This window comes from Aquabacterium sp. NJ1 (assembly GCF_000768065.1).
Taxonomy (GTDB): domain Bacteria; phylum Pseudomonadota; class Gammaproteobacteria; order Burkholderiales; family Burkholderiaceae_C; genus Aquabacterium.
On record NZ_JRKM01000001.1, the window covers coordinates 2,837,470 to 2,857,229 of the forward strand.

Annotated in this window: 19 protein-coding genes; 5 read left to right on the forward strand and 14 right to left on the reverse strand. The window is 65.6% G+C overall.

Annotation, left to right across the window (positions count from 1 at the left end):
* Nucleotides 1-42 precede the first annotated feature (42 nt).
* Nucleotides 43-2,430 (forward strand): penicillin-binding protein 1C, encoded by a 2,388-nt coding sequence (gene pbpC / locus JY96_RS12095; RefSeq protein ID WP_235333910.1) that lies wholly within the window; start codon nt 43-45, stop codon nt 2,428-2,430.
* 27 nt (nt 2,431-2,457) lie between these two features.
* On the opposite strand, the gene JY96_RS12100 is transcribed toward pbpC, so the two are convergent.
* Genes JY96_RS12100 through JY96_RS12140 form a run of 8 tightly spaced genes read right to left on the reverse strand, consistent with a single transcriptional unit; the run spans nt 2,458 to nt 9,316 of the window.
* Nucleotides 2,458-5,265, reverse strand: a complete 2,808-nt coding sequence (locus JY96_RS12100; RefSeq protein ID WP_152606480.1) for a hypothetical protein — start codon at nt 5,263-5,265, stop codon at nt 2,458-2,460.
* 7 nt (nt 5,266-5,272) lie between these two features.
* Entirely contained in the window at nt 5,273-6,076 is an 804-nt protein-coding gene (locus JY96_RS12105) for a hypothetical protein (RefSeq protein WP_035037735.1), read from the reverse strand.
* A gap of 25 nt (nt 6,077-6,101) precedes the next feature.
* Nucleotides 6,102-6,518: a hypothetical protein gene (locus tag JY96_RS12110; protein ID WP_035037738.1), complete on the reverse strand. Its 417-nt coding sequence runs from the start codon at nt 6,516-6,518 to the stop codon at nt 6,102-6,104.
* On the reverse strand, nt 6,505-7,053 hold the full coding sequence (locus tag JY96_RS22275) for a GNAT family N-acetyltransferase (RefSeq protein ID WP_052162455.1): 549 nt from the start codon (nt 7,051-7,053) through the stop codon (nt 6,505-6,507). The genes JY96_RS12110 and JY96_RS22275 overlap by 14 nt, the downstream gene beginning before the upstream one ends.
* The gene (locus JY96_RS12125) at nt 7,053-7,574 is read right to left on the reverse strand and encodes a phage tail protein (RefSeq protein ID WP_035037740.1); all 522 of its coding nucleotides are present in this window, start codon (nt 7,572-7,574) and stop codon (nt 7,053-7,055) included. The genes JY96_RS22275 and JY96_RS12125 overlap by 1 nt, the downstream gene beginning before the upstream one ends.
* A gap of 11 nt (nt 7,575-7,585) precedes the next feature.
* A complete protein-coding gene (locus tag JY96_RS12130; protein ID WP_035037741.1) occupies nt 7,586-8,107 on the reverse strand; it encodes a phage tail protein in 522 nt (173 codons plus the stop codon).
* Nucleotides 8,108-8,120: 13 nt separating this feature from the next.
* Nucleotides 8,121-8,633, reverse strand: a complete 513-nt coding sequence (locus tag JY96_RS12135) for a phage tail protein (RefSeq protein ID WP_035037743.1) — start codon at nt 8,631-8,633, stop codon at nt 8,121-8,123.
* Between the two features lie 14 nt (nt 8,634-8,647).
* A complete protein-coding gene (locus tag JY96_RS12140) occupies nt 8,648-9,316 on the reverse strand; it encodes a PEP-CTERM sorting domain-containing protein (RefSeq protein WP_035037744.1) in 669 nt (222 codons plus the stop codon).
* A gap of 200 nt (nt 9,317-9,516) precedes the next feature.
* Between JY96_RS12140 and JY96_RS12145 the strand changes: the two genes are divergently transcribed.
* The 3 genes from JY96_RS12145 to JY96_RS22280 all read left to right on the forward strand — a co-directional run bounded on the left by JY96_RS12145 (nt 9,517) and on the right by JY96_RS22280 (nt 12,941).
* Nucleotides 9,517-10,359, forward strand: coding sequence for a hypothetical protein (locus JY96_RS12145; RefSeq protein ID WP_052162456.1), 843 nt, complete (start codon nt 9,517-9,519; stop codon nt 10,357-10,359).
* A 24-nt stretch (nt 10,360-10,383) separates the two neighbouring features.
* Nucleotides 10,384-10,914, forward strand: a complete 531-nt coding sequence (locus JY96_RS12150) for an SET domain-containing protein (RefSeq protein WP_081961635.1) — start codon at nt 10,384-10,386, stop codon at nt 10,912-10,914.
* Between the two features lie 152 nt (nt 10,915-11,066).
* Nucleotides 11,067-12,941: an ATP-binding protein gene (locus tag JY96_RS22280; protein WP_052162457.1), complete on the forward strand. Its 1,875-nt coding sequence runs from the start codon at nt 11,067-11,069 to the stop codon at nt 12,939-12,941.
* Here the strand turns inward: JY96_RS22280 and JY96_RS12160 are convergent, their stop codons facing one another.
* From JY96_RS12160 to JY96_RS12175, 4 genes are all read right to left on the reverse strand, one after another.
* The gene (locus tag JY96_RS12160; RefSeq protein ID WP_035037745.1) at nt 12,942-13,724 is read right to left on the reverse strand and encodes a PEP-CTERM sorting domain-containing protein; all 783 of its coding nucleotides are present in this window, start codon (nt 13,722-13,724) and stop codon (nt 12,942-12,944) included. It lies immediately after the preceding gene.
* A 58-nt stretch (nt 13,725-13,782) separates the two neighbouring features.
* Nucleotides 13,783-14,580, reverse strand: coding sequence for a PEP-CTERM sorting domain-containing protein (locus JY96_RS23750; RefSeq protein ID WP_035037748.1), 798 nt, complete (start codon nt 14,578-14,580; stop codon nt 13,783-13,785).
* Between the two features lie 183 nt (nt 14,581-14,763).
* The gene (locus tag JY96_RS12170) at nt 14,764-15,558 is read right to left on the reverse strand and encodes a PEP-CTERM sorting domain-containing protein (protein ID WP_035037750.1); all 795 of its coding nucleotides are present in this window, start codon (nt 15,556-15,558) and stop codon (nt 14,764-14,766) included.
* A gap of 218 nt (nt 15,559-15,776) precedes the next feature.
* Nucleotides 15,777-16,526: a PEP-CTERM sorting domain-containing protein gene (locus tag JY96_RS12175; RefSeq protein ID WP_035037752.1), complete on the reverse strand. Its 750-nt coding sequence runs from the start codon at nt 16,524-16,526 to the stop codon at nt 15,777-15,779.
* Between the two features lie 255 nt (nt 16,527-16,781).
* On the opposite strand from JY96_RS12175, the gene JY96_RS12180 reads away from it, so the two are divergent.
* On the forward strand, nt 16,782-17,816 hold the full coding sequence (locus JY96_RS12180) for a putative solute-binding protein (RefSeq protein WP_235333911.1): 1,035 nt from the start codon (nt 16,782-16,784) through the stop codon (nt 17,814-17,816).
* A 7-nt stretch (nt 17,817-17,823) separates the two neighbouring features.
* On the opposite strand, the gene JY96_RS12185 is transcribed toward JY96_RS12180, so the two are convergent.
* A complete protein-coding gene (locus tag JY96_RS12185) occupies nt 17,824-18,615 on the reverse strand; it encodes a PEP-CTERM sorting domain-containing protein (RefSeq protein ID WP_035037754.1) in 792 nt (263 codons plus the stop codon).
* Between the two features lie 197 nt (nt 18,616-18,812).
* Nucleotides 18,813-19,604, reverse strand: coding sequence for a PEP-CTERM sorting domain-containing protein (locus JY96_RS12190; RefSeq protein WP_081961217.1), 792 nt, complete (start codon nt 19,602-19,604; stop codon nt 18,813-18,815).
* Between the last annotated feature and the right edge of the window lie 156 nt (nt 19,605-19,760).

Below are 19,760 nucleotides of genomic sequence, written 5' to 3' on the forward strand. Positions count from 1 at the left end.
CAGGATGGGGTGGGCGCAGTACGAGGGCCGGATGTGGATCGTTTGAGGTTTCTGCACGGGTTGCGCGGTCTGCACGGTCTGCGTGGCATGCGCCGGTGGGCCAGGCACCCCATCTGGTCCTGGGCGCTGGCCATGCTGGCCTTGCTGGCCGGCCTGCGCTGGTGGCCGCATGAGCCCTTGAGCCAGCAGGTCGGCGGCTCGGTGGCCGTGCTGGCCCGCGACGGCACGCTCATGCGCCTGACGCTGGCCCCCGATCAGCAATACCGCTTGTGGGTGCCCTTGCAGCGCATCTCGCCCATCCTGGTGGACAGCGTGCTGCTGTACGAAGACCGGCGTTTTCGCTGGCACCCCGGCGTCAACCCGGCGGCCTTGCTGCGCAGCACCTGGCGCACCTTCACCGGTGCACGCCGCGAAGGCGGCTCCACCTTGACGATGCAACTGGCGCGCCGCCTGTACCGGCTGGACACGCGCCATGTGCCGGGCAAGCTGCGGCAGATCGCCGCCGCGCTGTGGCTCGAAGCCCGCTACAGCAAGGACGAGATCCTGGAGGCCTACCTCAACACCGCGCCCTATGGCGCCAACATCGAAGGCGTCGAGGCCGCCAGCCTCATCTACTTCCACAAATCGGCCCAGGCGCTCACCATGCCCGAGGCCCTGACGCTGGCCGTCATCCCGCAGAACCCGGTCAAGCGCGTGGCCAGCCGCGGGCGCAATGCAGCGCTGCAAGGCGCCCGCGACCGCTTGTGGGGCATCTGGCAGCAACTGCACCCGCAGGATGCACGCCCGCACGCGCCCGAAGCCCTGCTGGCCCTGCCCGCCCAAGGCCGAGCCAGCCTGCCTTTCCTGGCCCCGCACCTCACCGACATGCTGCTGGCCCAGACGGCCAGCGGCGTCACCGAGGTCCACACCACCGCGGACCTGCGCATGCAACGCACGGTCGAGCGGGTCATCAAGGCCTACATCCGTTCGCACGAGGACATCGGCATCCGCAATGCCAGCGCCATGCTGGTGGACGCGCAGACCATGGAGGTGCGCGCCATGGTCGGCTCGGCCGACTACCGCGATGCGGCCATCGAAGGCCAGGTCAACGGCACACTGGCCAAACGCTCGCCGGGCTCCACGCTCAAGCCCTTCATCTACGCGCTGGCGCTGGACCAGGGCCTGCTGCACCCGCGCACCATGCTCAAGGACGCGCCCACCTCCTTTGGGCCGTTCACACCCGAAAACTTCGACGGCCAGTTCGTGGGGCCTTTGAGCGCGCAGGATGCGCTGATCCGCAGCCGCAACATCCCCGCCGTGGCCGTGGCTGCCAAGTTGAGCAAGCCCAATCTGTATGGCTTCTTGCAGCTCAACCAGATCAGCAAGCTCGAAAGCGAGTCGCACTACGGCCTGGCCTTGGTGCTCGGCGGCGGCGAAGTGACCATGGAAGAGCTGGCCCGCCTGTACGCCTTGCTGCCCAATGACGGCTTGATGCGCCCGCTGGCCTACACCACGGAACAAGCCGCCGAGCACGACGCCGCCCTGCGCAAACAGGAGCTCTTGCAGGTCTTGAGCCCCGAAGCCGCCTTCATCACGCTGGACATGCTGCGCCAGTCACCCCGCCCCGACAGCGGCCTGCCCGCTCGCCCCGCCATCGCCTGGAAGACCGGCACCTCATGGGGCTTTCGGGATGCCTGGACAGCCGGTGTGTTCGGCCGCCATGTGCTGGTGGTGTGGATCGGGCGCTTCGATGGCGCCAGCAACCCCGCCTACATCGGCATCCAGGCCGCTGCCCCGCTGTTCCTGCGCATCGTGGATGCCTTGCGTGCCGAGGGCCTGGACCCGGGTGAGACGGCGCACCGTATCAGCCCCAACTTGCGCGAGGTCGAGGTCTGCACCGACACCGGCGGCCTGCCCGATGCCTTGTGCCCGGTGCGTAGCAAGACCTGGTTCATTGCCGGCAAGTCGCCCATCCTCCAGAGCACGCTGCACAAGGCCGTGTGGGTGGACGAGCGCACCGGCCAGGCCTTGTGCGGCCCGCATCCCGAGCAACAGCCCCACGCCAAGCAGATCCTGATCGAGCAATGGGGCAGCGACATGCGGCGCCTGTTCAGGCAGGCCGGCTTGCCGCGGCGCCAGGCGCCCGTCAACGGCTGCCAGGGTGATGACCCGAATGCCGCTGCAGGCAGTGCCCCCAGCATCACCTCGCCCTTGCGCGGGGTGAGTTATGTGCTGCGGGCCAGCCACCCACAAGCCCTGACCTTGCGGGCCGATGGCGCGGCCGGCGTCAAGGCCTTGTACTGGTTTGCCGATGACGCCTTGATTGCGCGCGTGTTGCCTGGTGAGTCCGTGAGCTGGGTGCCACCTCAGCCCCGGCGCTACACGCTGCGCGTGGTGGACGATCAGGGCCGGGCGGATTCGCGTGAGCTGGCGGTGGAAGAAGCGCCCTGATCCGCCCTGAACCGCGCTGAGCCGGCTTCAGCCGGGCAGCCCGTCCATCACCACCTGCCAGAGCTTTTCCGGGTAGCCCGCCATGCCATCGGCCGTGAACACGCGCTGGCCGATGCGCAGGCCCAGCTGCCGGTAGCTCTCCCACTGGGCTTCGTCGAAGAACTGGTCCATCGTGGTCTCTTGCGGGAAGCGCGCGTGCGTGTCGTGGTACTGCTCGATGTCCACCCCCACATGGGCCAGCAGCGTGGGCTTGATCAGGATGATGCGGGCAAACAGGGCGCCCGGCGCCACACCGCGATCCGCACTGCGCTCGGTCCCCAGCACGTCCAGCAGGATGGCGCAACGGCCACTGCGTTCGGGCAGCTGGCCATCGGCGCCGCGCTTGAAGTCTTCGGGGCGCGCAAACACCTGGTTGAGCAGGGCCTCGCCATGCGCGCGTTTGTGCACGCGGATCTCCAGCCCATGGTCGATGCGCACCAGACGCGTGAGGTTGGCCAGGTCTTCGAACTGGTAGTCCGGGTCGCAGCCGCAGTCGGCCACCACGATCAGGCGAACCTGCCTGGGGCGATCGGTGCGCAGCAACTCGTAGATGGCCAGGTTCTCGAAGTGCCCGCCGTCCGACAGGTACTGGTAGGGCCGGTGGTCGCCATAGAACAGGCCACGCAGTTCGTCGAACAGGTAGGTCTGGGTGGGGAAGGCCTTGCGCCACCCGCTCTCCTGCATGGCGGGCGTGGGCGGCAGGCCCTTCCACCAGCGGCCCAGGCGCACATTGGCAAAACCCATCGCCAGCGAGATGCCCAGATCGGTGCCCCGCCCCAGCCCGGTTGAAAACGCCGCGCCCGACACGCCCAGCCATTCACCAAACGACAGGGGGAAGGCCAGCTCGGACTCGTCGCTGCCATTGCCCAGCGGGTAGGCATCCTGGTCCATGTAGATGCCACCGGGCGCCACCACCAGGGGCTTGCCCTTGCGGTCACGCTGCACCAGTTGCTCACCGGGGCTCACGCTCTGGTTGACGCACACATTGACGTAGTGGATGGGTGCCAGCGGGTTGCGGTGGATCTCGGCGGTGGACAGGCTGTCGCCCTTGATGGGCTCGGCCACGTCCCGGGCTTCGTGCCCGGCATCCGGCGCAAAGCGGGTATGGTTGGTGGCACCCAGGTAAGCGCGCGTGATGCGCGAGCTGTAGAGGCTTTGCAGCGTGGACAGGTTCAGGAAACCAGGGAAGCGCCCCACCACCACGGCCATCAAGCTGAACAGGCCCAGGGCGCCCAGTGCATACACCATGGCCTGGCGCGCCAGCGCGGCGTTCCAGAACACATTGGGGTTGACCTGCCCGTTCGGCCAGGTGACCTTGAGCAGGGCGATGTCCAGCGAAGCAGCCAGGGTCAGCCACAACAGGCCACCCACCGCGCCAGCGATCAAGGGCACGGGCAGCTTCTGGAGCAGCCCGCCCTTGCCGGCTTTCTGCTCGTCACCCAGCTGTTGCGCGCCGGCCTTGAGCAGCCACACCAGGCCCGCCATCAAGGCCGATACCAGCGCCGCGTGCTTGTAGGACAGCCACAGCCAGGCCGTCTGCGCGATCGTCTCGACGCCGGCCAGCGCCGCCACGGCCAGCGCCACCATGAGGCTGGTGCTCAGCCAGCGGGTCAGCAGCACGCGTTGCAGCGAGATGGAGCCTTGCGGCGAATGGCGCGCGCGCCGCGTCGAGACCATGTACCAGCCAATCGACAAGACCGTGCTCGCACCCAGTACGAGCAGCACGGCGGCGAGAGGTGGCCATGAGGAATGGCCCTGCTTCACCACGCCGGCCAGCCCCAGCAGCACCACGCCGAGCAGCAGGCCCAGCACGGAAGCCCAGCTCCAGTACTGCGGCGGCGAGGCCAGGTGGTCGTGCAACTCGGCATCGCCGGCGCGGTTGCCTTGTTCACGCGAACTCATCACATTGAGCCGGTTGACGATGCGCATGGCACCCGTGCGTCCCGGTGTCGGGTGCGAGTACCAGTAGGCCATGCCCAGCGGGAGCCCCGCCAGCAGCAAGACCACGCCGCACAGGGCCCAGGTGGGGCTCCACCAGATCAGGGTGTCGCTGCCTTGGGCCTGGTTGAGCAGTTGCGCCTCCAGGTCATTGAAGGGCAGCCAGTAGGTGGCCAGCGCCCAGCGCACGGCCTGGAGCAAGGCCAGCACGACGAGCAGCACCGAGGCCACCACATACTGCGTGGCAAACCAGTTGCGCACGGCAATGGTGATGCCGTAGAACAGGTCGCCGGTGCCACTGGGCGCCATGTAGCGGCCGTTGTCGCGCAGCCAGGCCAGCGCCGTGCGGCCCGGGTGCCGGGGCTCGTACTGGCTGCTGCGGTGGATGCGACCGGGCGGTTCTTCCTTCAGGGCTTCATAGGCGCGTTGCGTCGTCTCCAGCGCCGTTTCATGGTGCGTGCCTGACAGGCGCCCGCGCACGAACAGGCTGCTGAAGAAACCACCGATGTAGCCCCCGCCACTGACCGTGCTCAAGAAGTCGAACTGCGCCAGCAAGGGCCAGCGCGGCTGAGCGGGCTGGGCACCGGCCGGGTCTTCGGTCTTGGCCAGGGCCTGCAGCACGCCCAGGCAGAAGGTGGCGCTGCGGATGCCGCCGCCCGACAGGGCCAGGGCCCATTGCGCACCGGGCGCGTGTGAAGCCGGCGCAGGCGTGGGCGCATCCCAGGTGGCCTCGTCGCCGCGCTCAGGGTGCGGCGCTTCGGGGCGAACAATGCCCAGTGCCGTACGCCGGGCCCGGGCCCGGCTGACTTCCTCATGTGCACTGGGGGCGTGGCCGGTGGGCGTGTGGTCTGTGGGCATGGCGGGCTCAGGCGGCGCGTGGGTCACCCAGCAGGTAGTGGCCGAACACCTGTTTGTAGGCGGCAGATGTCAGGTCACCCAGCTTGCCGTCTTCGCGCAGGAAGACGCCGGGGAACTGGTTGAGGAAGTGCTGCAAGGCGATGCCGCCGGGGGCCACCACCTTGGGGTTGTAGCGCAGCGCCGCACCCGGCCCGGCAATGGCATCGGCCAGCTTGGGTTGCGTCGTGTGCGAGGCCGCGTCCACCGCACCCTTTTCGGCGAGTCGGCGCAACAAGGCCGCGGCCCCGATCTGTTTGGACACGGCGGTGGGCGACCAGAGACCGTCCTTCACATACTTGCCGCACTTGTACTGGTTGGTGCTGGCCCACAGGTAGGGCGACTTCACCTCGGGGTGGTAGGTGCGGTAGCCCCAGCCGTTGTACGACTCCCACTTGAACAGGATGCCGGGGATGCTCCAGTCCGTCCACTGCGGGTAGCGGTCGAACGCGAGGGCGTCGTTGGCGCTGTCTTCCCAGCTGAAGGGCGGCTGGCCGGTCTTGGGCCGCCCCGCGGGCACGTTGACGGTGCGCCGGGTCAGCGGGTCGCCATTGTGCAGATGGCATTTGAAGTCCAGCCCCGCCTCCATGGCATGGATCACCCCCACCACATACCAGGGCACGCCGATGGGGTCGGCCACACCGCGGTAACGGGCTTCGCTGCCCATGATCTGGCTGGCCTGCTTGTTCACCACGGACGCGACGTCAGGGTTGATCTGGCAGGTGTCAAACAGCTGCTGGTATTCGGCGCGAAGGGCGGCGCTCAAGGTGGGCATGGGTCATCCTCTGAGTTGGGCTCGCTCAGGTCAGCAGGCTGAAGTGGGCGGCGTAGCTGATGTGTTCACCGTGCCTGACGGGCTCCAGGTACATGGCCACATCGCCGGTCTGCGCGTGCTGCAGCGTGTACAGGCCGGGCCGCAAAGGCAGCGCCCGGGGGCCTTCGAAAGACAAGGTGAACTGCTCGATGCCAGTGTGCGGCGCAGCGTGTGCGCTTTCGATGACATCGCTCAACATCAGTGCCACGGGCCGGCCCAGTGTGGTGCGGCAGTCAAAGCGCAGGCCTTGCAGCGTCTGCCATCGGGCGAGCTGGGGCATTGTGGTGAGGGCGCCTTCATATGGGGTGGCATTGGCCGGGGCCCGTGCCGCCCAGGCTGCGCCCATGGTGGCGCCGCTCAGCAGCACACCCCCGCCATGGACGAGAAAGTCACGCTTGTTCATGTTGGGTCTCCATCACAACAGTCGGTAGTCGGGTCATGGCCTGGTAGAGGCCTGCCGCGCCCTGGGTGTCAAAGCCCAGGCGGGCATACCAATGGCGCACGGGGTTGTCGATCATCACGTGCAGGTGGGTGGCGCGGCCCATCGCATCGGCCAGATGCAGCAGGGTGTGCAGGCAGGTGCGCGCCCCGCCTTGACGCTGGAAGGCGGGCAGCACGGTGATGTCCAGCACACGCACCCCGGCCTCGTCTTCATGCAGCCACAAGCGGCCGGCGACCTGGCCTTGATGGTGGATCAGCAGTTCCACAGCGCCCGGGTAATGCGCGGCCACCGAGCGGCGCTGGGCTTGCATCTGCACGGCGATGAACACGTCGCGCTGCACCTGGTCGGGTGGCAGCAGGCTCAGTTCGATCTGGCGCGTGCTGGCAAACACCTCGCGCAACACGGCCTGATCGGCCTGCGTGGCCCGGGTGCAGCGCCAGTCGCCCGTCAGAGACGACAGCAGCTGCGTGATCAGGCTGGCGTCTTCCTTCATCATCACTGGCGAGGCGGGTAGATCCCTTGCATCGCGATGATGAAGTTGAGCACCAGCGCGGGATGCTGGTTGTTGTGCGCCCAGCCTGCACCATTGCCCTGCACCGCGGTGCCGGCCATCGGGGCTGCGTTGCCCTGCGCGTGATACAGCGCGGTGTTGTCGCTGCTGCGCGCCCACATGGATTGAGGGCTGGGTTGTTTGCTGTCCGGTGCAACTGCGCTTTGCACGGCGTGGTTATGCTGGGGCATCTCGGACAGCGTCAAGGTATGTTGGGCTTCGCCGCTCGCCTCACCCAGATCGCGCGACGTCAGTCCAGGGCCACTACCGGCCCCTAGCGGCATCCGGCCTTGCAGATTGGGCAAGGCGAAGGTGCTCTTGCCGTCGCCGCCATACGTGGTGCCCAGAAGAGAAAACAAGGCTGTGTTCTGGGAGATGGGCAGCAACTGCCCGTTGCACAAGGCCCAGCCAGTCGGGGCAAAGTTGCCTGCAAACAGCCTGATCTCGCCGACAAAAGCATCACTCATCTGGAGTCCTTTCAGCCTTGTGACGGGAAGATGCCGAACAAGGAGATGATGAAGTTCAGGCCCAGGAAGGGCGCCATGTTGTTGTGCGGCTGGTTGCCGCCGGTGGCCATCAGGGCCTGGGGCGCCAGGGCACCGCCACCGGGCGTGCTGCCGTAGAAGTTGGTGCTCGCGGCCGCGCCGGTGAGGCTGCCGGCCACGCCATTGGCCGTGCTGGCGGGCGTCGTCGTGGCATTGAGCACGTGGTTGTGGCTGGGCATCTGGCTCGGGGTCAGGGTGACCTGCTCCACCCCCGCTGACTGCCCCATCACGCGCGGGCTCAAATTCAACCCTGTGCCCTGGTGCAAGGGCACGCGACCACGCATGTCGGGCAGCGCAAAGGTCGTTTGACCGTCTCCGCCATAAGTGGTGCCTATCAGATTGAACAACACCTCATTTTCAGCGATCGACAACATGCTGCCGTCACAGAAAGACCAGCCAACAGGAGCGAAATTACCCGCAAACAAGCGTATCTCGCCAACATAGGGTTCAGCCATGAGGTCTCCGTACTCAGTTGCGTGAGGGAAAGATGCCGGTCAGGGCAATGATGAAGTTGAGCGTCAGAAACGGCTGCATGTTTTCGTGCGGCTGGCTGGCGCCGCTTGGCGCGATCGCTTGCGGGCTCATGGGCTGGAGGGTCGAGGCCCCTGGCGCATAGATGTCCTTGCCACCTCGCCCCTTGGCTGCGAGCAAGTTGCCCTCCGGCGAGGTGTTGTTGGCCAGGTCGGTGCTACCTTGCAGGCCATGAGCATGCGCAGGGATTTCGTTGACTGTCAGCGTATGAGCCTCAGCACCGACGCTTTCTCCCAGCGTCATGGTTCCACCGGCGTGAGCCGGGCTGCGACCACGCAGGTCAGGCAAGGCAAAGGTGGTCTGACCATTGCCTCCGTATGTTGTGCCCAGAATGGCAAACAGCGCCTGATTCTGCGAGATCGGCAGCAACTGTCCATTGCACAAGGCCCAGCCCTTGGGCGCAAACCCAAAACTGGTTTGACGGATTTCGCCCAGAAAGGGTGTCCCCATGACGCGCTCCTGCCTCAGGACTGGCGCAGTTTGCGTGTCAGCCCCAGGGCCATCAACCCTGCAAGCACCAATGCGCTGACAGCAGGCTCTGGTACGGGAGCCGTCTGGACGTTGATGCGGAAGTTGGCGAAATTATTGGAGTCACCCTGACCACGATCTGCAAACTGGATTTCATCGAGGTCCATCACCACGCTGTGGCTGGAGGCCAGGCGAATGAAATTGTGGCTGCTCAGCGTTGCCAGGTTGGACACCCCGACAAAGCCGCTGGCACCAAAATTGTCGAATGGTGTGTAGGTGACGCCGGTGATCACCGAACCCGCTACGTTCAGGTTGTCAAAGACATAGCTGGCATGCTGACCGCCAGCCCCCAGATAACCGGTGGTGCCGTTGCTGGCGCCCTGCGCAATGCTCACCAGAATGCTGGTGCCGCTGAGCGTAACCGACTCTAGCGGCAGCATGAACCCACCGATGTCCGTCCCGTCGCCGGGCAGAATCTGCCCGGAGGGGCTGACCGACTGCTGAAGGGCAAGCGGCGTGGCATTGAGGGTGACGCCATCGGTGGTCCCTCCGGGTGCCAACAACGACACGTCGACCGCATTGCTGAAAGAAGCAGCCTGAGCCAGACCGGCAACCGTCAGTGCGAGCGCCACTGCCAGGCGCTTGGAAGCGATTTTGAATTGCATAGGAACTCCTGAGATAGAAATATGTCAGTTTCTCATCTGGCCACAAACAGCCTCTATCTGCCTATCCCTAATTCAATTACACGGGCTGTGCAGATGACTTTTTTCAACTGTATCGGGCACCATGTAGTGTGATCATTTATGCGAGTCGGGTGCCAGCGCGTGTGTTGCCTGGCGCTTGGTTCGTTGCACCTAAAACCCCCATGAACGCGGACCCTCCCTCCAGCACCACGCACCGAGCTGTCCCGGACGATGTCCGGGGCGTGTGGCGCCGCACCTTGCTGCAAACAGGCACCGATGCCGACGAGGCCCCGCAGGAGGACGACAGCAGCTGGGTCCGTTGGATGCAGACCAGCTTGTGGCATGCCGACCTGCGCGTGCCCCAAAGCGCCCTGGAAGGCCGCGAAGCCCTGCCCCTGAACCAGCTCAGCCCCGTGCAGCTTGCGGCCCTGGCGGCCCAGCAGGGCTTTGCCGGCGTCACCCAGTTGGACAACCTGCCCGAAGGCCAGATCTGCAACTGGCTGCGCCGTACCGACTACCAACCCCCGGCCTTGCAGCCCGACGCCGGCTGGCTGATTTTCGATCGGCCGGACCGGCTCATCGAAATCGGCGTGCACGACAGCTACAACGAGATCTGGGAGCGCCTGCCGGACTCCGTCGGGCGTTTCCTCACCCTGGCCGAACTGGCCCAGGACGGGCGCGACACCGGCGCACGCATCCTGGTGGCAGGCGACTACATGATGGCTGTGCGCCCTCGCGCAGCACGCTGGCCACGTGGCATGAACCCCGGCTACACCCTCACCGACGTGCTGCTGCACAGCCCGGACCAGGCGCTGGACTGGCTGGCCTGCGAGGTCTCCTTCGGGCGGCTCGGGCAAGGCCAGTGGGCCATCGAGCGCTCGACCCTGCCCGAACGCGAAGGCCAGATCCTGGGCTGGGGTGTGCAACGCGTGGACGAGCACCATGCCCAGGTGCAACAAGGCCCAGCCCGCACGGCCTGGCAGATCCTCGAATGGAGCTGCGACACCGATCAGCTCGGCGCCTGACGGCCTGTGCGCGACAATCAGGGCATGCCGACCCTGCGCCCGCTTGCTCCTGCCACCTCTCCCGACACCACCGCCTTGGGCGAGACCCAGGGTGCCGCAGGTGCCGACTCGTCTGGGCCGGCCAAGGGCCAACCCGCCAATCCGCAAAAGTTCAAGGTTGACGTAGGCCCCAGTGCCATCGACGGGCAAGGCGCCTTCGCGGGCGAGCCCATCCCGGCGCGCCGCAAGATCGGCGAGATCCGTGGTGAGTTCATCGACATGGCCACCGCCCGTGCACGCGCCCGCGAGGCCGAGCGCAGCACAGGCCGCATCTTCATGGTGGCCATTTCGGACAAACGCGCCGTGGACGCCACCCATTCCACCGACCCGCTTCGCTTTGCCAACCATTCCTGCATGCCCAATATGGTGCTCAAGGTGCAGCAAGGGCGCGTGGCCTTTTATGCCCTGCGCGACATCGACGCCGGTGAAGAGCTGACCGCGCGTTATGGCGAAACCCACCACGCCGGGCGCCTGCGCTGCTGCTGTGGCGCTCCCAACTGCATTGGCCGCCTGTAAGGCCTAACCCTGGCGCGTGGCCGCTGGGCCCCCCCTGTTCTCGCCAGGGGGCGGGCGAAAACGCGCCCTGTGCAAGCGCCATCAAGCGCAAACCCAGATGGGCCGGGCTTGAACGCCCGCCGATACTTGGGGTGCATCCAAGCACAACCACCATGAACCCCAGCAGCCTGTCACAAGCAGACCGCGCCACACAACAAACCAGGGACCAGGCCGATCTCCAGACCCAGTTGTGGTCCGAGCGGGTCCGCATGCTGTGTGTGCACGTGCCCACCGTCATGACGATGGCTGTGGGCTTTGCGCTCGCGCTCGGCTGGCTGCTGCACGACCAGGTGCCCCCCACCAAGATCGCGTGGTGGTTCGGCGTGCGCCTGATCGTGGTGCTGACGCGGGTGGTGCACGCGCACTACTACATGCGTTCCGAGGACAAGACCAACCGGGCCTGGTACAGGAGCTTTGTGGCGCTGGTCATGCTCGACGGCCTGCTGTGGGGCGCGGCCTGGTGGTGGCTGGTGCCTGTGGACCGTCTTGACCTCACCGCCATCACGCTCACCGCCATCCTGGGCGTGGCCTCGCTGTCGGCCTTCATCCTGCACGCCGATGTGGTCGCCACGGCCTGCCACGTGCTGTTCATGTTGTTGCCCTGCGCGGTCTACAGCCTCACCCGGCATGATTCCTACGGGCTCTTTGGCGCACTGAGCCTCACCGCTTTCACCGCCTTGCTGCTGCTCGAAGCCCATCGGGCCTATGTGCGGCTGGTTGAATTGCTGACCCTGCGTTTTGAGCACGAGCGTGTGCTGCAGGAGCGTGAACATGCGCTGGCCCTGGCGCAGCACCACAGCGAGGCCAAGAGCCGCTTCCTGGCCTCCATGAGCCACGAGATGCGCACCCCGCTGCACGGCATCCTGGGCCTGAGCCGCCTGCTGCGTGATGACGAGATCCGCCCCGTGGCCCTGCGCCGCCTGGAACTGCTGGAGCGCTCGGGCGACCACCTGCTCACCGTCATCAACGACGTGTTGGATGTCTCCAAGATCGAAGCCGGCCACGTCCACATCGACCACAGCTGCTTCGACCTGAACCAACTGGTGGACGAGGTGGCGGGCGTGTCCACCGTGACCGCCAACCGCAAGGGCCTGCAACTGCGCGTGCGCTCCGAGTTGCCCGACAGCCATGCCGTGCTGGGTGACGCCATGCGCCTGAGGCAGGTGCTGCACAACCTGCTGGGCAACGCCATCAAGTTCACCGACCAGGGCAGCGTCACCCTCAGTGTGCTGCTGCTGGAGGACGGGCAGCAGGTGTCCTTCCTGGTGCACGACACCGGCATCGGCATGTCGGTGGAGGAGCAGCAGCACATCTTCGACGCCTTCCACCAGGTCGACAACGGGCTGGGCAAGCGCCACGGCGGCACCGGCCTGGGGCTCACGATCTCGCGCCAGCTGTGCCGCGCCATGGGCGGCGACCTGCGTTGCATCAGCCAGCGGGGCATGGGCTCCACCTTCGAGTGCGTGCTGCCGCTGCCTGCCAGCGCCGAGCGGGCGCCGGTGCCCACCCACGCCGAGCCCACCGGACACACGGGCGCCGTGGGCCTGGTGCTGCTGGTCGAGGACAACCCCATCAACGCCCTGGTGGCCGAGGCCGCCCTGCGCAAGATCGGCCTGGACGTGCACACGCTGGACGACGGGCGCAAGGCGCTGGACTGGCTGGCGCGCCACCGGCCTGACCTGGTGCTGATGGACTGCCAGATGCCCGTCATGGACGGCTTCGAGGCCGCCCGCCAGATCCGCGTGCAGGAGATGCAACTGGGCATCGCCCCCGTGCCCATCGTGGCCCTGACCGCCAACGTGTTCCCGGCCGAGCGTCACCGTTGCCAGGAAGCTGGCATGAACGACTACCTGGGCAAGCCCTTCAAGCGCGAAGACCTGCACGCCGTGCTGGCACGCCACATCGGCCCCCAAAAGCAAACGGGCCGCGCGATGCAGCCCGTGGTGGGTCAGCTGGACGACGGCGGGGCGGCGTCCATGGCGGCTTGATCAGCGCGCCTGACGACGGCGGGCCATCACCAGGCCAGCAAGGCCCAGGCCCATCAGGGCATAGGTCGAGGGCTCGGGTACCTGGCCGACATACCAGGGCGGAGGCGTCATGTTGTCGCCGTCCATCAACATGTGGACGGTGGTCGCCGTGATGGTGCCAAAGTCGGTGACGCCCAACAGTGCCGACTTGCCCAGGTTCAGCAAGCCCAGCGATTGCGAAAAGGCATTGAAGCCTTCGGTGGTCAGCGACAAGCCTGTCAGCGTGGTCGACAGGGAGCTGACCAGGACACTGGTGCTGCCCGTGACACCCGAGAAATGCCACAGCGCCAGGTGATCCAGCGTGCCCACATTGTTGCCGCCGATGACCTTGGCATAGACCGTGTGGGTGCTCAGGTCTGCGTTCAGGTCGGTCACGGTGAGCTGCCCGCCACTGGACACGCTCTTGAGCACGGGCGCTGTCAGTGTCACGCCACCCACCGAGCCCATCCCCAGCAAGGCGTTGGACACGTTGTCATACGTGATGGTGCTGATCGGCGCGACGGCCTGCACCTCGGTGTAGAAACCGTCGGTGTCCTGGTGAACGATGGGCGGCGTGGCGTAGCCGTAGCTGGCGATGGTCACTTTGCCGGTGTCCAGGGCCCCCAGCAAGGCGGCGCTGAAGGACAGCGTGGCGCTGCCGGCAATTTCAAGGTCCCAGGCCTGAGCGGTGACCGTGGCGGCCTGTGTGGCGCCTGTTGCGGCCAGCAGTGCCGCGGCCAGAATGTGTTGCGTGTTCCATTTCATGGGGTGTTCCTCTCCTGTTGATGGGCTTGATGCCGGGTGTGACGAAGTAGTGCGACGCTCACGCCGAACGGCGGCGCTTGGCTGCCATCACCAGGCCTGCGAGGCCCAGGCCCATCAGAGCGTAGGTTGATGGTTCAGGCACGCTGGTCACGGACCATGGAAAGTTTGGCGCATCCATCATCTCAATGGTCGAGGTGATCGTGCCGTAATCCGTGACACCCATCAGCGCTGACTTGCCCAAGGTCAACAAGCCCAGCGACTGGGTGAAGGCGTTGAAACCCTGCTGCGTGATGGTCAGCCCGGTGATCGCGACGGACAGCCCGCTGAAGGACGTGTCGATGGTCTGGTAGCGGGTGTATCGCTGGCTGCTGAGCCCGCTGAAGTGCCACAAGGCCATGTCGCTGATGGTGCCGACCCCATTACCGCCGATCACGGTGGCATAGATGGTCTGGGCACTCAGATCAGCGCGCAGATCCGTCACCGTCAGCGACCCGCCAGACGACACGTTTTTGAGGATGGGTGCCGTCATGGTGAGGCCACCGGTGGAGCCCATGCCGAAGATTTCGAAGTTGGCGGGATCGTAGGTGAGCGTGGTCAGCGGGGCCGATACCGTTCCGCCTGTGTAGAAACCGTCGTTGTCCTTGGTGATGGTTGATATCGCAGCACCATACGCCGTCACGGAGACCTTGCCCGTATCCAGTGCACCCAGCAGGTCGCCGCTGAAGCTCAGCGACGCTGCACCCGACAGGGGAATCTGGTCGATTGGCGTGGTGATCACACTCGCCTGGGCTGTGGCCAGGCCCAGCAACAGAGCCGATGCGGTGGCGATGTCTCGAAATTGAATGGCGCGTTTCATGGCTCTGCCTCTCTGTGAATTTGTTTATGGACAGACAGCATAGGCAACCAGCCCGGCTCGCCAACCGGGTTTGCCTGTGCGGCGCGCCGCCATGCAACACGCAGAAACAAAAACCCCCGGATGCAGGGGCGCACCCGGGGGTTTGGCCAGGCTCTCAAACCTGGCGGGTTGATCAAAGCGCGATCAGGCAGCGCGGCGGCGCTTGGCAACGGCCACGCCGATCAGCCCCAGGCCCATGAGGGCGTAGGTCGAGGGCTCGGGTGTGGGGCTGACATACCAGGGGGGCGTTAAGGGAGGGTGCGACAACAGAGGGGGCTCGGTGTTGACGTATGCGGTTAAGGTGCCGAAGTTCGTCACCCCCATCAGCGCCGACTGGCCCAGCGTCAGCAAGCCCAGAGACTGCGTGAAGGCGTCGAGGCCTTCGCTGGTCAACGACAAGCCAGAAAAAGTGGTGATCGCGGGGCCGCCATACGTACCGTAGAAGTTGGTGCTGCCGGTGATGCTCGCGACATGCCACAGGGCGAGGTGTGACAGCGTGCCCACACCATTGGCGCCGATGATGTCGGCGTAGATGGTCCGGGTGCTCAAGTCCGCGTTCAAATCGGTCACCGTGAGCTGCCCGCCGCTGGACACGCTCTTGCGCACGGGCGCCGTCAAGGTCACGCCCCCTACCGTGCCTATCCCCAGCAAGGCCGTGGACACGTTGTCGTACGTGAGGGTGCTGACCGGGGCCGTGACAGACACTGCGTTGTAGAAGCCGTCAGTGTCCTGTTGCACGATGGGCGGGTCGGCATATCCGTAGCCGGCAACGCTGACTTTGCCGGTGTCCAGCGCCGACAGCAGGTCGGCACTGAAGGACAACGTGGCGGTGCCTCTGATATAGAGGTCCCAGGTCTGGGCCGTGACCGTGGCGGCCTGCGAGGCGCCTGCTGCGGTCAGCAGTGCGGCAGCCAGAACGTGTGGGATGTTCCATTTCATGAGTGGGTCCTCTCTTTTTTGGTTGGCTTGATGTGGTGGTGTACCGACGTGAAGGGCGGTTCAAGCCGAACGGTGGCGCTTGGCTGCCACCACCACAACCGGGTTTGCCTGTGCGGCGCGCCGCCATGCAACACGCAGAAACAAAAAACCCCCGCATGCAGGGGCGCACCCGGGGGTTTGGCCAGGCTCTCAAGCCTGGCGGGTTGATCAAAGCGTGATCAGGCAGCGCGGCGGCGCTTGGCAACGGCCACGCCGATCAGGCCCAGGCCCATCAGGGCGTAGGTCGAAGGCTCAGGCACGGCCGTGGCGACGATGGTCGAGCTGATCGTGCCGTAGTCGGTGATGCCCTGCATGGCCGCCTTGCCCAGGCTCAACAGGCCCAGGGCTTGCGAGAACTTGTTGAAGCCGTCCGTCGTCAGGCTCAGGCCGGTGATGGAGTTGTTGTAGGTGCCAGGGCCTGCGATGGTGGTGCCACCGGTCAGCGTGGCGAAGTTCCACAGCGCGAAGTTGGTGATCGTGCCCACGCCATTGCCGCCGATGATGGTGGCGTAGATGGTGTTGTTGGTCAGGTTGGCGCTCAGGTCGGTCACGGTCAGCGAACCGCCGCTGGACACGCTCTTGACCACGGGGGCGGTCAGCGTCATGCCGCCGGTGGTGGCCACGCCCAGCACGTTCAGGGTGGTGTCGTCAAAGGTGATGGCGGTGCCAGGGGCAGCGGCGGAGGCGCTGACGTAGTACCCGTCGGTGTCCTTGGTGATGTTGGAGACGGCTGCACCATAGTTGGCCAGGGCGATCTTGCCGGTGTCCAGGGCACCCAGCAGGTCGGCGCTGAAGCTCAGCGTGGCCGAGCCCGTGGCGGTCAGGCCGTTCCAGCTGCCGCCGACGTTGATGGTGACGGAGGCTGCCTGGGCAGCACCAGCTGCAACGAACAGGGTGGCGGCGGCGATTTGCTTGAATGTCAGTTTCATATTGTTTCCTCTTGCTCTCTGGGGGTGGCACGTGCTGCCCGTGTTGGCGACTGGCTGGTCAGTGATGACAAGCACCATGGCGTCAGATTAACGGCGGCGTTCCAGCTGACCATCAGGGTTGACGCGGATCAACCGCGTAAACGAGGGGGGCAATTCATGACCGGACACATCTGCTTGCGAGGGTTATCGCGAACTGTCGCAAAATCCGCCGCGATTCAAACCGGCGCCTTCATGCGCCCACCCTGGAGAGACTCAGTGAACAAGAAATGGCAATGGGCTGCCGTGGCGGCCCTGGTGGCATCCAGCCCTGTGATGGCGGCCAAGCAGCATGTGTGCATCTTCGACATCCTCGGCACCGGCGGCGACGGCTACAACTCGGCCAAGGACTACGCCATCGAGATGCAGAAGTTCGGCACCGACATGGAGCTCAAGGCCTATGTGGACGAGCGTGTGGCGGTGGAAGACTTCCGCACGGGCCAGTGTGACGCCGTCATGGCCACGGCCCTGCGCACGCGTGCCTTCAATGCCCTGACCGCCGCGCTGGACTCGGTGGGCGCCTCCACGGTGGTGCGCAACGGCAAGCTGGACATGAACGCCAGCCTGGAAGTGGTGCGCAAGACCATCCAGACCTTCTCCAGCCCCAAGGCTGCCTCGCTGATGGTGCAAGGTGCATATGAAGTGGGCGGCATCGTGCCCCTGGGCGCGGCCTATGCCTTCGTCAATGACCGCCAGATCAGCAACCTCGAAGCTGCCAGCGGCAAGCGTGTGGCTGCCTTCGATTACGACAAGGCCCAGTCCCAGCTGATCCAGCGCGTGGGCGCCCGCCCCGTGGCCGCGGACGTGACCAACTTCGGCACCATGTTCAACAACGGCAATGTGGACGTGGTGATGGCGCCTTCCATCGCCTTCAAGCCGCTGGAGCTGTACAAGGGCATGGGCACCAAGGGCGCGGTGCACCGCTTCCCCATGACCATCCTGACCTACCAGATGATCTTCAAGCGCGACAAGTTCCCCGAAGGCTTCGGCCAGAAGTCGCGTGAAGCCTGGGCGGGCCGCTTCGACAACGTGGTCGAGCTGATCAAGCGTGCGGACGCCACCATCCCGGCCAAGTTCTGGCTGGACCCGACCGAGGCCGATGCCGAGCGCTATGTCAACCTGATGCGTGATGGCCGCATCGACATGGCCGAGAAGGGCTTCTACGACAAGAAGGGCTTGAAGATCATCAAGCGCATCCGCTGTGACGTGAACCCTTCTGCCCCCGACTGCAGCCAGCCGACCGAGACCTGGTAAGCGCCCGTCAGGCGCCCTGCCTGCGCCGCTTGCCGATCAGCAGGCCGGCCAGGCCCAGGCCCATCAGGGCCGGGGTGCCGGGCTCGGGCACCACGCCCATGGTGATGGTGCCGAAATCGGCGGGACCATCGAACGCGGCCCAGCCCAGTTGCGACAGGCCCAGGGCCTGTGAAAACTGCGTGTAGCTTCCAGAGGTGAAGCGCAGGCCCGTCAGCGTCATGCCCGGCGCCAGATATTGGCAATCGTTGTAGGCGCCGCAGTGGCTGTCAAAGCCTGTGATCAACTCGGGGCCCGTCACGCTGCCGATGTCCCACAGGTAGGCGTTTTTCACGGTGCCCAGGCCGTTGCTGCCGATGAGGGTGGCGTAGACCTTCTTGTTGGCCAGATCGATGTTCAGGTCCGTCACGGTCAGCGAGCCGCCGGACGAGATGCTCTTGAGCGCGGGCATGCTCAGGGTCAAGCCACCTGCTGTGGTCACGCCCAGAGGTGCAATGGCCACCGTGTCGATGGTCAGTGAACTCACCGGCATCGCCACCGATGCCTGTGTGTAATAGCCATCGGTGTCTTTCTGTACCGTGCCGACGGCGGCACCGTAAGCGCCCATACTCGCCCGGACGGTGTCCAACGTGGCGAGCATGTCCGAGCTGAGGCTCAGGTTGGCAACCCCGCTGACTGTCGCGCCGTAGAAGGGGGTGCCGTAGTAGGGCGTACCGGCCGGTATCGTCACACTGGTGGCATGGGCCAGACCCGTTGCCATCAGCATGGAGGCCACCAGGCCCCATTTGAATTGCTGTGTCATGTGCTTCACCTGATTTAGGAATGGAACCGCCGGACGATGCTGTCCGGTGTGGCCAAGTTTGCGGTGCGCCCTTCAGGCCAGCATTGGGGCAAGCACGGCCCCCGTTTCGAAGACGGCGTAATTCACGACCGTTGCGGCTGCGCGCCCATGAAAAATGCCTCCCGCAGGAGGCTTCTTGATGCGGGGATCGGGCGCCGTCAAGCGCGCTGCCTGCGCCGCTTGCTGATCAGCAGGCCCGCCAGGCCCAGGCCCATCAAGGCCGGGGTGCTGGGCTCGGGCACCGCGCCCATGGTGATGGTGCCGAAATCGGTGATGCCCGTGAGCGCCGACTTGCCCAGGCTCAACAAGCCCAGTGATTGAGCAACCTTGTTGAAACCGTCGGCGGTGAGGCGCAAGCCGGACAGCGTCATGCCAGGCGCGACGTAGAGGCAATCGTTGTAGAAGCCGCAATGGCTGTCGTAGCCGGTGATCAGCCCGCTGCTGGTGACGCTGCCCACGTTCCACAGCGCGATGTTGTTCAAGGTGCCCACGCCGTTGCCGCCAATGAGCGTGGCGTAGACCTGCTTGTTGGCCAGGTCGACGTTCAGATCTGTCACGGTCAGCGAGCCACCGGAGCCGACGCTCTTGCGCGCAGGGGCCGTCATGACGATGCCACCGGCTGTGGCCACCGACACGATGTCGGTGCTCTGGGTGTCAAGACTCACCGAGGTGATGGGCGCAGCAACAGACACCTGCGTGTAAAAGCCGTCGCTATCCTTCATCACGCTCGCCGCGGCGGCCCCATAGCTCGTCACGCTCGTTTGGATAATGTCCAGCGTCATCAGCACATCGGGACTCAAGCTCAGCGTGCTCACCCCGTTGATGCTTGTGCCGTAGTAGGGTGCGCCGTAGTACTGCGCACCGGCTGGTATCGTCACGGAACTGGCGTGCGCCAGGCCAACGGCCATGAACATGGACGCAGCCAGGCCTGATTTGAAGATTGGTTTCATGGGGGGGGCACCTGATTTTGGACTGGTGGACGATGCTGTCCGGTGTGGCCAAGTTTGCGGCGCGCTCTTCAGGCCAGCATTGGGGCAAGCACGGCCCCCGTTTCGAAGACGGCGTAATTCACGACCGTTGCGGCTGCGCGCCCATGAAAAATGCCT